Below are 13,323 nucleotides of genomic sequence, written 5' to 3'. Positions count from 1 at the left end.
GGTTCCGCCGCCAATTCGTCGAGGGTGATCTCGCCCTTGTCGGCGACGCGCGCCTCGATCCGGCCAGTCACGCCCGCCAGCTTGCCGTACCCGCCGCCGTTGCCTTGCGGCCGCGGCGCCAGCGATCCGGTTTCGCGCCGCAGCCTGATCAGATCGTTCACGAACTTCGGCGACACCCGGAAGTGCCGCGCCGCCTCGCGGTGCCCGTGACCCTCATCGACGAACGTAACCACGCGCACTCGCAGCTCTATAGGATGTGGCTTTTCCCAAATGCGACCCCCATATCTGCCTGGAAGGCAGGGAATCACATTACAGCCAATCTGGAAATCCTGAATCGGACAGGCTGCGACACGCTCTAGACGATCAAGGATGGTGCCGCCCGAGGGTCGGCCAGATTTTGCAGCCGCAGCGCTGCCGCCCGCGCAAAGTCGCGTGTCATCCGCGCGCGGCGCGCGCCCGAAAGCCGGGTTTCCGGGGCCATGCGCTGAATCTCGGCGCCATAGGGGTCGGCGCAGATCAAGCCGGTTTCCGGCGGCAGCAGTTCAACTGGAAAATCATGATCGACAGCCCAGAAATAGCGATCGCACCATTCCAGATAGCCCTGCCATTTACGGTCCGACGCGAAATCGGCGCGACTGCTCTTGCATTCCACGATCCAGAGATCGCCCCCCGGTGCCAGCGAGATCACATCGACGCGCAGGCCTCGCGCGGGGACGAATTCGGTCAGCGCCGCATGATCCATGCTGCGCAGCAGACGCGCCACGCCGCGCGCAAGGCGCTGACCGGCCAATGCCGGCAGATCATTCGCATCAGTCGGATATTCCATTGAAGCAGAATAGAACGAAAGCAAAACATCGTGCAAGCCCTGCGGCCTGCCGTACCGGAAGCTTGAAACGGCGGCGCGGCTTGCCTATCTGTTCGTCTTGGCGGGCTTCTGCTCTTCCCGCGCGCGGCCATTTTTCCACTGGCCTATAACTTTTCCGAGGGGGCTGGCCCTGTCGTGACCCTGGTCACGTTATCCGGCGCCCACCTGGTACTCCAGGCTTTCGGGAAATCTCGCGCTGCCGCGGTCGCTGCGGTTCCCGCCACCTCACGAAAGAACCGCCCTGCCATCCGGCAGCGGCGGTTTTTTCGTGGCCGGCCGGGACCGGTTCCGGCACCAAGAAAGGGCGGCCTTTCGACCGCCCTGTCCAGAGAGACTTTCGATCCAGGGAAGGGATCAGAAGCCGTAGACGATCGCGACGCCCAGGGTATTGTTCGTGCGGATGTCACGATTTTCCTGGTACTCGGTCATGTAGCTCACGCGGGTCGCCAGCTGGTTCGACATCTTGAAGTTGACGCCGAATTCGTTGCTGATCACGTCATTCGCATCCTTCGACCCAAGATAGTCGGTGTCGTTGGTGATGAAGATCATGTCGTTGAAGCGGTGATACAGCCGCGACGACGCGATGTAGCCGACCGAGGTATCCGACGAATCGCCAACCGTGTTGCCGTTCTCGTCAAAGCCCAGGGATTGCGCACCGGTCTGGGTGTAGCGGACGCCGACACCGGCCTGGACGCGCCAGGTCGTATCCGGCGTGTTCAGGATGCGATAGCCCGGACCAAAGCCCAGGAAGGCGTCGCGGCGCAGGTCATTGAACTCGGCATTGAGATCTTCGTCCGACTGGGCGGCGCTGTTGCGCTGGCCATCGACAAGACCGTTCACGCTGAGCCGGCCCAAGGCGAAGGCATAGAAACGATCGTTGAAGTAGTATTGCGCATCATAGATCGCATCCACATCTTCCTGATCCTTGTTGCCGTTGTCGTCTTCGCCGAAATAGATGGCAAGGCCGACGCTTTGCGCGAAGGGAGCCTGATTATACGAGACGCGGCCGGCGATGGCCAAATCCTGGCCTTCGGAATTGCCGGTCGAGCCGCTGTATTGCAGCGACATGTTGCCGAAAAGGCCTTGGCGGCGATCGGACGAACCGAACCGGTCGGCATCGGCCGAGCGGTTGAAATCATCGCGGACGTTGTCTTCGATGTCGGTGATCTGTTCGTCGATGGCCGAGACGCCCACGGCATCGGCGCCGGTTGCAATTTCAGTCTGGGCGAAAGCCGGAACCGACAAGACGGCCAGGATCGCGGCGGTGCCGGTCAGCAGCGTAACTTTTTTCATAATGTGTTCCTCACGAGCTGAGTTTCGTTGTCCTGGCCTCGAAGCGACGCCAGAGCATCTCTGCTGGGTATCAATTATCGCTGAGCGGGTCTGGTTCAAAGACCCGTGGAAAACATGGTGAAATGTCGAAAACGTGAGCAACGGCACGACACGGCGCTGTCGGCGGAAAAACGCTGACATGAAATCGTGAATTGAACGGATGGAACAAAATTCTCTTTCTCGGAAAGTATTGGTTAATATGGCTAAACCGATTTGAGATCGAAAGGGATCGTGATAATCTGATCGCTCGTTTTCAGAAATGCACACGTTACTGCGCATGAAAAAGGCAGGCAAGCCTGGTCCGGCAGCGCGGCGTGTTGTTGCAAAATCGACACGGAAGCCACGGCCGAGCGCGATCGGTGAGGCGCATTTACATCACCATCGGCCGTCTGATGGCGACGCATCGCCGGCGCGAGGTGTTCTTCTTTCGGTTGAAGGCGGGGGGTGGGGGCGCCCCCCGCACAGGCGATTCGGCCAGCGGCGGGTTCCTGCGATCCGCGTTCGGTCACCGCGCGGCACCGGTATGGCGAGCCTGCGGCAAACTATCGGCCTGCGACTTCGGCAAATGTTGATGACGGGCGCGGAGAAGACGTGTGGCAGGCCGTCCGGCGTCACATCATCCGTCGAATGCATCCGGGCGCAGATCGCGCGCCATGTGATCCAGCACCCCGTTCACGAATTTCGGCTCGCGGCCGTCGGGAAAAAAGGCCTCGGCGATGCGGACATATTCAGTGATGACGACTTTTGGCGGGGTCCTGGCGCCCGCAAGTTCGGCGCCACCCGCGCGAAACAGGGCGCGCAGCACCGGATCGATCCGGTCGATCGGCCATTTCGCCACCAGCCCCCGATCCGTCGCCTGGTCGATCCGGGATTGCCAGGTCACCGCCTGATCGACGATGCGCATGAACAGATCGCGATCGGCTTCGGGCATCTGCCCTTCCTCGTCCTCGGCGCCGATGCGATAGGTCTCGAATTCGCGCTGCACGCGATCGGCCGATTGTCCCGCCGCCTCCATCTGGAACAGCGCCTGGACGGCATAAAGCCGTGCCGCCCCGCTAAGTGCGCGGCGGTCTGACCCCGAGCGTGAGTTTTGTCGTGCCTCGGTCATGCCTTGCCCTGCCCGTCCAGTTCGCCCGCAAGACGGATCACGTCGCGGGGCGCGCGGTCAGGGTCGCGCCGGGCGGCCCATCTGCGCGTCAGCGCCACCAGGTGCAAGGCCGCTGCGGCCGCCCCGCCCCCCTTGTTCTGCCCGGCGGGATCGGCGCGAACCTGAGCCTGTTCGGGATTTTCAACCGTCAGGATGCCGTTGCCGATGCAGACCCCGTTCAGACCCAGCAGCGTCAGCCCGCGCGAACTGTCGTTGCAGACAGTATCGTAATGCGTCGTCTCGCCGCGGATCACGCAGCCAAGTGCCACGAAACCGTCATAATGGGCCTGCCGCGCGGCGATCCCGATGGCGGCGGGGATTTCCAGCGCGCCGGGAACCTCGATCACGTCGATCACCGCGCCGGCTTCGGCGGCCCGCGCCCTCGCGCCGGCCAGAAGGCCATCGGCGATCGCACGATAATAGGGCGCGACCACGGCCAGCAGCCGGACCGGCGAATCGAAGGTCGGAAGCGGCAATTCGTGATGCGCAGTGTTCAAGACCATGGCTCAGTCCTTGGGAATAGGCCGCGTGGAATGGACGGAAAGCCCGTAGCCGTCAAGCCCGACGATCTTCACCGGGGCGGAATTCGTCAGCAGGATCAGGTCCGACAGGCCGAGTGCCGACAGGATCTGCGCGCCCAGGCCGTATTGACGCAGGGTGTGCGGCCCGGCCTCGTCGGGCTGCCGGATTGCGTGGGTCAGATCGCGGATCAGCACGACGGCGCCGCGGCCCTCGTCCGCGATCGCGCGCATGGCGGCGGGCAGGCTGCCGGCGCCCGCCCCGCCGATCCCCAGCACGTCATGCAGCGGATCCAGCGCGTGCATCCGCACCAGAACGGGGCCTGGCGCGGTCAGGTCGCCCTTGCTCAGCACGATATGTTCCGCGCCCTGCATCTCGTCGGCGAAGATGCGCATGATCCATTCGCCGCCATGAGCCGAATGGACGATGCGCGACGCGCGTTCGGCAATCAGATTGTCGTAGCGGCGGCGATAGCGGATCAGATCGCTGATCGTTCCGATCTTCAGCCCGTGTTTCTGCGCGAAGGCCACCAGATCGGGCAGCCGCGCCATGCTGCCATCCTCGTTCATGATTTCGCAGATCACGCCGGCCGGGTTCAGCCCCGCCAGCCGCGCAATATCGACCGCCGCCTCGGTATGGCCGGCGCGGACCAGAACCCCGCCATCGCGGGCGCGCAGCGGAAAGACATGGCCTGGCGTGGCGATATCGGGCGCGCCCCTGGTCGGGTCGATGGCCACGGCGATGGTGCGGGCGCGGTCATGCGCGCTGATCCCGGTCGTGACCCCTTCTCGCGCCTCGATCGACATGGTGAAGGCGGTCTCGTGGCGCGAGGAATTGCGCGGACTCATCAGCGTCAGGCCGAGCGCCTCGATCCGGGCTGCAGGCAGGGACAGGCAGATCAGGCCGCGCCCGTGGGTGGCCATGAAATTCACCGCATCGGGCGTGGCCATCTGCGCCGGAATCACCAGATCGCCCTCGTTCTCGCGGTCCTCGTGATCGACAAGGATGAACATGCGCCCGTTGCGCGCATCCTCGATGATCTCCTCGATGGACGAGATCGCGTCGGAAAAGTCGCGTTCGACCGGGCCGGGTTTTTCAAACTGCATGGCGCGTCCCTTCGAAATAGCGCATTCCGGTGATGAACCCGGCCAGTCCTCCGGCCGCCATCATTTCGCGCTCGTGATCCGTTTCGCCGATCATGAGCACTGCGTCACCGGGCAGATGTTGCTGGCGCAGCCAGGTCTTGACCTCATCGCGCATAAAGGCCCAACTCTGGCCGAAACGCGGCAGATCCAGGCTGGAATCGGCGTCGATGCGCCGCGCCAGCGCCAGACGGTCCAGCCCCGGCCCGGCCCCCAGATGCCGCGACGCCGTCAGGGTCTGCAACCTGCACTCGCGTCCGCCGGGCAGGGCCGCGCCGTCGCGAAACACGCCAAGTGCATTCGAGGAAAACAGAAACGCCACCAGATCGCGCCCGGTCGAGGCCCGAACCCCGGCATAGGTCTTGTAGTCCAGCCCGAGCGCCTGCGCGCGGCGCACCCGCATCCGCACGACCTCGACCGGCAGGACCGGCAGCAGATCGGCCCGCGCCCGGTGCCAGCAATGGGCGCGCCACCGCGTCCCATCCATCGCCGGACCGCCATTGTCTCCGATCCGGGTCATCGCGTCGCGGTCCCGGTATCCGCCGCCCCGGCCTCGGCCAGCCGCGCGACATAGCGGGCCAGCGTGTCGATTTCCAGATTGACCGCATCGCCGGTCACGGCCGTGGCCCATGTGGTGACCTGCCGCGTATGCGGGATCAGATTGATGCCGAAACGATTGCCCTCGACCTCGTTCACCGTCAGCGAGGTGCCGTTCAGCGCGACCGATCCCTTGGGCGCGATGAAACGCGCCAGCGCCGGCGGCGCCTCGAAGGTCAGGCGCAGGCTGTCACCCTGATCCTGCGCCGCGACGATCCGCGCCACGCCATCGACGTGACCGCTGACGATATGGCCGCCCAGTTCGTCGCCCACCTTCAGCGCCCGTTCCAGATTCAGCCGTTTGCCGACCGCCCAGCCATTCGCGCCGATATTCGTTTTCGACAGCGTCTCGGCCGAAATATCCACATCGAACCAGTCGGCGCCCTTGGCGATCACCGTCAGACAAACCCCGTCGCAGGCGATCGAGGCACCCAGATCGACGCCCGCCATGTCATAGCCGCAGCCGATCCGCGCGCGCATGTCGCCGCGCATCTCGACCACGCGAACCTCGCCCATATCCGTGATGATGCCCGTGAACATCGCCAAGCCCCCTGTGCACGCGCAATGACCTAGGCGATCGGCCCACGCCGCGCAAGGCATGGGCCGATCGCCCACCGCCCGAATCCGGCGCGACGCGACGCCGGCCGGTCCTCCTGACGCGACAAAATCGTGGAAAATACCACCCGAACGTGCAAACTGTCCGGCAATTGCACCTTGTCACCTTGCCGGCCGATGTTTCACAACCCTCTTGACCATTCAGACAGCGACCCATCGCAAGCCGGTCTTCCCGCGATGGAAGAAAGGGTGTTTCTGCTGCTGCAAGGACCGCATGGACCCTTCTTCAACCGCCTCGGGCACCTGTTGCGGCAGGCGGGCGCGACGGTGTGGCGCTGTGGTTTCAACGCCGGCGACGAATTTTTCTGGGACGACAAGGATCACTTCATCCGCCACGAAGCGACCATTCGGGACTGGCCCGCCCATCTGAACCGCATCCTGGTCGAGAAGAACGTCACCGATCTCGTGCTTTACGGCGACGTGCGGCCGATCCACGCCATCGCCCGCAGCGTGGCCCATCAGGAGGCCCTGCGTTTTCACGTCTTCGAGGAGGGCTATCTGCGGCCCTACTGGATCAGCTATGAACGCGGCGGCTCGAACGGATCCTCGCCGCTCCTGGAAATTTCACTGTCGCAGATGCGCGCGGCCCTGCGCGACACCTCCGCGGAAATCCACCGCCCGCCTGCGCATTGGGGCGACATGCGTCATCACAAGTTCTATGGCGCGCTGTATCATTTCCTGGTTCTGGCGGCGAACCGGCGCTATCGCCGCTATGCCGGCCACCGCGCGATCACCGTCCGGCAGGAATTCCGGCTGAACCTGCAAAGGCTGATGCTGATGCCGGCCTACAACCTCAAACGCGCGCTTCGATGGCGGCGGATCAAGCTGTCGGGTCAGCCCTATTCGCTGGTTCTGCTGCAGCTCGAACACGATTCGAACTTTCTCGGTCATTCGCCCTTTCGCAGGAATTCCGAATTCGTCGAGACGGTCATCGCGGAATTCGCCCGCTCGGCGCCACGTCACCACCACCTGATCTTAAAGGCCCATCCGCTGGAGGACGGCCGCGCGCGCAATCGCCACGCGATCCGCGATTCCGCGGCCAGTCACGGGCTGACGGAACGGGTCCATTATCTGCGCGGCGGCAAGCTGGCCGATCTGATGGCCCATGCGCGGTCCATCGTGACCGTGAATTCGACAGCCGCGCAGCAGGCGCTTTGGCGCGGCATTCCGGTCAAGGCGCTTGGATGCGCGGTCTATCAGAAGACCGGGATCACCTCGGACCAGACCCTGGCCGACTTCTTCAAGGCGCCGCGTGCCCCGGATCCGCACGCCTACCGCATCTTCCGCGACTATCTGTTGCAGACCAGCCAGGTACCCGGCGGCTTCTATTCGCGCCGCTCGCGCGCCCACGCATTGCGGCTGGTGGCCGATATGATGCTGGCCCCCCTTGACCCTTACGAGACACTGGCCGATGGACATGTGACACATCGGCAGCAAATCACCGATCCGGTGGCCTGGATCCCCTGTTCTTGTGGCCCAGGGGCCCGGCAGACGCTAGATTAACCGCAAACCGGACAACAAGGGCCGGGACGAGCAAGACAGGAGTTTTCGAGGTGACAGTCCCATTCTCACCCGCCGCCGCCATGCGGCTGGTCTTGGTTGCGGCCCTGACGCTGCTGTCCGCCTGCGCCCTGCCACGGTCCGGCCCCACCAAGGGCGAGATTTACGCAGGCTCGGTCGAGCGCGGCGGCAATGCCAATGTGGTCTATGTCAACGATCAGGTCACCCGCGCCGCGAATTTCGTTCCGACCTACGGCTTTTCGAGCGGCTTCAGGAATGCGGGCCAGGTCGGCGCGGACGAGATCCGGCCGGGCGATGTGCTGGGCCTGTCGATCTGGGAAAACGTCGATGACGGGCTTCTGACCTCGCTGGGATCAAGTTCAACCAACCTCCAGGAAATTCAGGTCGACAGCGCGGGCTACATCTTCGTGCCCTATGCAGGCCGCGTGCGGGCCGCGGGCAACAGCCCCGAACAATTGCGCCAGATCATCACCCAGCGGCTGTCGACGCAGACCCCCGATCCGCAGGTGACGGTGGCGCGCGTCGCCGGCGACGGGGCCACGGTTTCGGTCATGGGCAAGGTCGTGTCCCAGGGCGTCTATCCGATCGAACGTCCGACCCGCGCCCTGTCGGCGATGCTGGCCAGGGCGGGCGGTGTCTCCATCGCCCCCGAAATCGCGGTCGTGACCGTCAAGCGCGGCAACGACATGGGCAAGGTCTGGCTGACCGATCTCTATTCCGGCCAGAACGACATCGCGCTGCGTCCCGGCGACATCATCCTGGTCGAAGAGGATCAGCGCAACTTTACCGCCATCGGCGCCCTCGGCGGTCAGACGCGGGTGCCGCTGGGCAATGACATGATCAGCGCGGTCGAGGCCATCGCGATGGTCGGGGGCCTGAATTCAAACCTGGCCGATCCGACCGGCGTGTTCATCCTGCGCGACGAACCGGAATCCGTCGCAAGCCGGGTTCTGGGCAAGCGCGTCTCCGGTTCGCAGCGGATGGCCTATGTGCTGGATCTGACCAAGCCGAACGGATTGTTCCTTGCCCGCGATTTCCTGATCCGCGACGAGGATACGGTCTATGTGACCGAAGCACCCTACGTGCAGTGGAACAAGGTGTTGTCGGCCATCACCGGCGGTGTCCGACAGGCCGACAATCTCAGCAAACTGGGGAACTAGCCCGGCCATGGCGGCGGATGAGGGCATGGCCGCCGGGGGCGAACCCCGGCGGCTTTTCGTGTTCAATGGGGGCTTTTTCGCCCGCCCGCGCCTGCGGCGGATGATGGAACTGGCCGGCTGGAGAATCGCCGCCGGCCTGCCCCGCGCGGGCGATGACATCGGCATCTGGGGCGCCAGTCCGACCGCGTGGCGCGGTCGCGCCATCGCGACGCGCCGGGGTTGCGGGCTGATCACGGTCGAGGATGCCTTCCTGCGTTCGATCCTTCCGGGGCGGGCGCGCGGCGCGGTGGCGCGGCGCGGTCCGATCGGCCTTCTGATCGACCCTTGCGGGGTGCATTTCGATCCGGCGCGGCCATCGCTGCTGGAACGACTGATCGCCTCGGGCGTGACCGTCGCGCATCGCCAGGCCGCAATCCAGGGTATCGCCCGGCTGCGATCGCTGGATTTGTCGAAATACAATTTCCACCGTCCCCGGCTTGCCGCGCCCCCGCCCGGCTACGTCCTGGTCATCGACCAGACGCGCGGCGACGCCTCGCTGCTGGGGGCGGGCCGCGGCCGGTTCCTGGCCATGCTGGAAACGGCACGGGCCGAACATCCCGACCGCCCGATCGTGCTGCGCACCCATCCCGAGACAGCCGCCGGCCTGCGTCCGGGCCACCTGACCGGCGCCGATCTGCGCCCCGGCGATCTGCTTTGCGACGCCCCGATCTCGCCCTGGCGGCTGGTCGAAAATGCGCACAGCGTCTATGCCATCAGCTCCCAGTTGGGCTACGAGGCGCTGCTGGCAGGGCATCGCCCGCGGCTGTTCGGCCTGCCATTCTATGCCGGCTGGGGCCTCAGCGACGATGAAACGATGCTGCCCGCCGACCGCCGCGGCGCCGCTGCGCCCGAGGATCTGTTCGCCGCCTCTCATCTGCTGGCGCCCTGCTGGTATGATCCCTGCCGCGACGCGCTGACCGATTTCGATGGTGCCGTGAACCAGATCGAGGCCGAGGCGCGCGTCTTTCGGCAGGATCGCGGCGGCCATCTGGCCTATGGCATGCGCGCGTGGAAACGCCGCTTCATCCTGCACGCCTTCGGCGACAGCGCCGGGCTGGGTTTCGCCCGCACGCCCTCGCCGCGGGTCACGCTGGCCTGGGCAGGCCGCGCCGACAGGGTGCCGCAAGCCGCGAGGGTCGAGGACGGCTTTCTGCGCTCGCGCGGGCTGGGCGCCGAACTGACACCGCCGCTGTCGCTGGTCGCGGACGATCTGGGCATCTATTATGACCCCGGCCGCGAAAGCCGGCTGGAACGCCTGATCGCGGCGCCCCTGCCGCCGGGCGGGACTGCGCGGGCCCGGGCTCTGATCGGCGCGATCCGTGCGGCGGGCCTGACGAAATACAACCTGGCGGGCGATGCCCCCGATCTGCCGCCACGCGACGGGCGGCGGCGCATCCTTGTCCCCGGCCAGGTCGAGGATGACGCCTCGATCCGCCTCGGCGCCGGGCAAGAGCGGCACAACCTTGCGCTTCTTGCCCGCGTCAGGGCGGACAATCCCGACGCCTTCGTCATCTACAAGCCCCATCCCGATATCGAGGCCGGTCTGCGGCCTGGCGCGGTGTCCGGATCCGAACTGGCGCGACTGGCCGATCACGTCGCGCGCCGGGCCGATCCGCTGGCGCTGCTGGACCAGGTGGACGAGGTCTGGACCATCACCTCGACGCTGGGATTCGAGGCACTTCTGCGCGGGGTGCCGGTCACGGTTCTGGGGGCGCCTTTCTATGCAGGCTGGGGGCTGACGCGCGATCTGGGCCCCGTGCCCGCGCGCCGCACCGCACGTCCCGATCTTGCGGCGCTGGTCCATGCCTGCCTGATCGCCTATCCGCGTTATCGCGACCCGGTGACCGGGCTGCCCTGCCCGGTCGAGATCGCGGTCGCACGACTGGCTTGCCGCGCGACCGGCCGTGGGCCGGGATTGCGGCTTCTGGCCAAGGCGCAGGGGATGCTGGCCGGGCATAGCTGGATCTGGCGCAGATAGCGGGCGCAGGCGCTGCGGCCCTCGACCCGGCCGGGGATCAGGCCCGCAGCCAGCGGTGGAACAGGTCAGGGCCGATCGCGCGGCTTTCGACAAGGCGAAATCGCGGCGCCGCGGCGAGGTTTGGCAGAGCCAGCGGCGCAATGGATGCGCGGCCCTCGGCGCCCAGGGCGATGCCCGCCGTATAGCCGATCAGTTGATCGACCACGCCCGCCTGCACAAGCGCGGCAGACAGGATGCCCCCGCCCTCGCAGAAAAGCCGGGTGATGCCGCGGGCGGCAAGATCGGCCAGGATCGCCCGCGGGTCTCCGCCGACCTGCCACAGCGGGCCGTGATCCGGCCCTTCCGGGGGCAGATCCGGCAAGGGCCGGGTCGTCGCGATCACGCGCACCGGCTGGCGCACCGGACCAAGGCCGCGCACGTTCAGCGAAGGCAGATCGGCGCGGGCAGTGCCGCCACCGACCAGGATCGCATCATGGCTCAGGCGCAGGGCATGGACATGGCTGCGGGCCCCGGCTCCGGTGATCCACTGGCTTTCGCCGCTGGCGGTCGCGATGCGGCCATCGAAAGAGGTGGCCAGCTTCAGCGTCACGAAGGGTCGCCCATCGGACAGGCGCAGCAGGAAACCGGCCTGAAGCGCGCGGGCCCGGGCCTCGGCCACGCCCTCGCAGACCGCGATTCCGGCCGCGCGCAGGATCGCATGGCCGCGTCCGCCGACGCGCGGGTCCGGGTCGGTCAGCGCGGTGACGACGCGGGTGATCCCGGCCCGCACCAGCGCCTCGGCGCAGGGCGGCGTGCGGCCATGATGGGCGCAGGGCTCCAGCGTGACATAGGCAGTCGCGCCCCGCGACATCGGCCCGGCCTGATCCAGCGCCACGGCCTCGGCATGGGGGCGCCCCCCCGGCTGGGTCCAGCCGCGTCCGACAACGCGACCGTCGCGGATCAGGACACAACCGACGGCCGGGTTGGGCCAGACATTGCCCAATCCGCGCCGTGCCAGACGCAGCGCATGGGCCATGTGGCGCGCGTCTTCGGCCCGGTCGGGGCTCACTCGTTGGCGGCGCCGGGGCGCAGTTCCGACACGAACTTGTCGAAATCGCCCGCGTCCTGAAAGTTCTTGTAAACGCTGGCGAAACGGACATAGGCCACGTTGTCGATCCGCGACAGAGCCTCCATCACGATCTCGCCGATCATCTTCGAGGCGATGTCGGTCTCGCCGGTGCTTTCCAGCCGCCGGACGATCCCCGAGATCATCTGTTCGATCCGTTCGGGTTCGACCGGGCGCTTCTGCATCGCGATCCGGATCGAGCGCGCCATCTTGTCGCGGTCGAAATCCTCCCGCCGTCCGTTCGACTTGACGACGACCAGATCGCGCAACTGCACACGTTCATAAGTGGTGAAGCGACCGCCGCAGGCGGGGCAGAAGCGGCGGCGGCGGATGGCGACGTTATCTTCGGCCGGGCGTGAATCCTTGACCTGCGTATCGACATTTCCGCAAAACGGACAGCGCATCAGTTGTTCCCTCGGTCCGGCGATCCGCAGCCACTATAGGTGCGGTGGCAGGGTTTGGGTAGAGTTTATCCACAGCCCACAAGATAGGCGCAGTGGAACATGTGGCAGGAAAGCCGCGTTGGCGGGCGGAAACTCAGATGATCCGAAAGGCGGCATCCCATGGCAAAGACCCTGTTCATCACCGGCGCATCCTCGGGCATCGGCGCCGAGACTGCGCGCGAAGCCGTCAAGGCCGGCTGGAATGTCGGCCTGTTCGCCCGATCAAGGAACAAGCTGCGCAATCTTGCGGACGAACTGGGCGAGGCTGCGCTGCCCCTGCCCGGCGATGTCACCGACGAATCCGACCTGGCCGGCGCGGTGGCGGATTGCGTGTCGCGTTTCGGCGGCATCGACGCGGCCTTCGCCAATGCCGGCCGGGGTCTGGAAACACCCGGCACGGAAAAGGCCGATCTGGACGATATTCGCGGCATGATCGAACTGAACATCACGGGCCTGCTGCTGACCGCAAGGCTGACCCTGCCGGAACTGCGCAAGACCAAGGGGACGCTGGTGCTGACCGGCTCGGCCGCGGGTCGGCGGCATATCGCGGGCTCGATCTATGGCGCGACCAAGTGGTTCGTGCATGGCTATGCCGGAAACATGGCCGAAGAGATGCGCGAATGGGGCGGCCGGTGCGCGGTCGTTGCGCCGGGCATGGTCGATACACCCTTCTTCGACGATGGCGCGCCGGGAAAGTTGCAGGTGCAGGACGTCGCGGCGGCGGTGATGCACATCATCGAAGCGCCCGAGCGCGCGGCGATCCGCGAAATCCATCTGATGCCGCAAAGCTGATCGGCCGACAAGCGGCCGCACGAACCAATTGCGCGGCGGGACGTTGGCCCTGCTCCGAGAACGCATGT

The 13,323-nt window shown here is 66.0% G+C and carries 13 protein-coding genes; 4 read left to right on the top strand and 9 right to left on the bottom strand.

The annotated features are described in order from the left end of the window. Positions 1-355: 355 nt before the first annotated feature. The 7 genes from AC13CR_RS01215 to AC13CR_RS01185 all read right to left on the bottom strand — a co-directional run bounded on the left by AC13CR_RS01215 (position 356) and on the right by AC13CR_RS01185 (position 6,142). Positions 356-826, bottom strand: coding sequence for an MmcB family DNA repair protein (locus AC13CR_RS01215; protein WP_482900315.1), 471 nt, complete (start codon positions 824-826; stop codon positions 356-358). A gap of 393 nt (positions 827-1,219) precedes the next feature. After that, a complete protein-coding gene (locus tag AC13CR_RS01210; protein ID WP_293767991.1) occupies positions 1,220-2,158 on the bottom strand; it encodes a DUF481 domain-containing protein in 939 nt (312 codons plus the stop codon). A 655-nt stretch (positions 2,159-2,813) separates the two neighbouring features. Beyond that, entirely contained in the window at positions 2,814-3,305 is a 492-nt protein-coding gene (gene nusB, locus AC13CR_RS01205; RefSeq protein ID WP_292957486.1) for a transcription antitermination factor NusB, read from the bottom strand. Then, positions 3,302-3,847 (bottom strand): 6,7-dimethyl-8-ribityllumazine synthase, encoded by a 546-nt coding sequence (locus AC13CR_RS01200; protein ID WP_292957489.1) that lies wholly within the window; start codon positions 3,845-3,847, stop codon positions 3,302-3,304. The genes nusB and AC13CR_RS01200 overlap by 4 nt, the downstream gene beginning before the upstream one ends. Before the next feature lie 3 nt (positions 3,848-3,850). Then, positions 3,851-4,969, bottom strand: a complete 1,119-nt coding sequence (gene ribB / locus AC13CR_RS01195; protein ID WP_292957492.1) for a 3,4-dihydroxy-2-butanone-4-phosphate synthase — start codon at positions 4,967-4,969, stop codon at positions 3,851-3,853. Then, positions 4,959-5,525, bottom strand: a complete 567-nt coding sequence (locus tag AC13CR_RS01190; RefSeq protein ID WP_292957495.1) for a hypothetical protein — start codon at positions 5,523-5,525, stop codon at positions 4,959-4,961. Before AC13CR_RS01190 ends, ribB begins: the two co-directional genes overlap by 11 nt. After that, on the bottom strand, positions 5,522-6,142 hold the full coding sequence (locus AC13CR_RS01185; RefSeq protein ID WP_482900314.1) for a riboflavin synthase: 621 nt from the start codon (positions 6,140-6,142) through the stop codon (positions 5,522-5,524). The genes AC13CR_RS01190 and AC13CR_RS01185 overlap by 4 nt, the downstream gene beginning before the upstream one ends. A gap of 192 nt (positions 6,143-6,334) precedes the next feature. Between AC13CR_RS01185 and AC13CR_RS01180 the strand changes: the two genes are divergently transcribed. The 3 genes from AC13CR_RS01180 (at position 6,335) to AC13CR_RS01170 (ending at position 10,915) form a co-directional block, all read left to right on the top strand. Further along, the gene (locus AC13CR_RS01180; RefSeq protein ID WP_446238607.1) at positions 6,335-7,720 is read left to right on the top strand and encodes a capsule biosynthesis protein; all 1,386 of its coding nucleotides are present in this window, start codon (positions 6,335-6,337) and stop codon (positions 7,718-7,720) included. Between the two features lie 80 nt (positions 7,721-7,800). After that, complete coding sequence (locus AC13CR_RS01175) at positions 7,801-8,898, top strand: polysaccharide biosynthesis/export family protein (RefSeq protein WP_292957521.1); 1,098 nt, start codon at positions 7,801-7,803, stop codon at positions 8,896-8,898. A 7-nt stretch (positions 8,899-8,905) separates the two neighbouring features. After that, on the top strand, positions 8,906-10,915 hold the full coding sequence (locus tag AC13CR_RS01170; RefSeq protein WP_292957503.1) for a capsular polysaccharide biosynthesis protein: 2,010 nt from the start codon (positions 8,906-8,908) through the stop codon (positions 10,913-10,915). A gap of 37 nt (positions 10,916-10,952) precedes the next feature. Here AC13CR_RS01170 and ribD read toward each other — a convergent pair whose 3' ends face one another. Both ribD and nrdR read right to left on the bottom strand, forming a co-directional pair. Next, positions 10,953-11,963, bottom strand: a complete 1,011-nt coding sequence (gene ribD / locus AC13CR_RS01165) for a bifunctional diaminohydroxyphosphoribosylaminopyrimidine deaminase/5-amino-6-(5-phosphoribosylamino)uracil reductase RibD (protein WP_335662393.1) — start codon at positions 11,961-11,963, stop codon at positions 10,953-10,955. Next, on the bottom strand, positions 11,960-12,424 hold the full coding sequence (gene nrdR / locus AC13CR_RS01160; protein ID WP_292957506.1) for a transcriptional regulator NrdR: 465 nt from the start codon (positions 12,422-12,424) through the stop codon (positions 11,960-11,962). The genes ribD and nrdR overlap by 4 nt, the downstream gene beginning before the upstream one ends. 159 nt (positions 12,425-12,583) lie before the next feature. Here nrdR and AC13CR_RS01155 point away from each other — a divergent pair, with 159 nt between their 5' ends. Then, positions 12,584-13,255, top strand: a complete 672-nt coding sequence (locus tag AC13CR_RS01155) for an SDR family oxidoreductase (protein ID WP_446232910.1) — start codon at positions 12,584-12,586, stop codon at positions 13,253-13,255. The last annotated feature ends 68 nt before the right edge of the window (positions 13,256-13,323 follow it).

Source organism: Paracoccus sp. L-17 (assembly GCF_056857655.1).
This window is presented reverse-complemented; position numbering and strand designations above follow the sequence as displayed.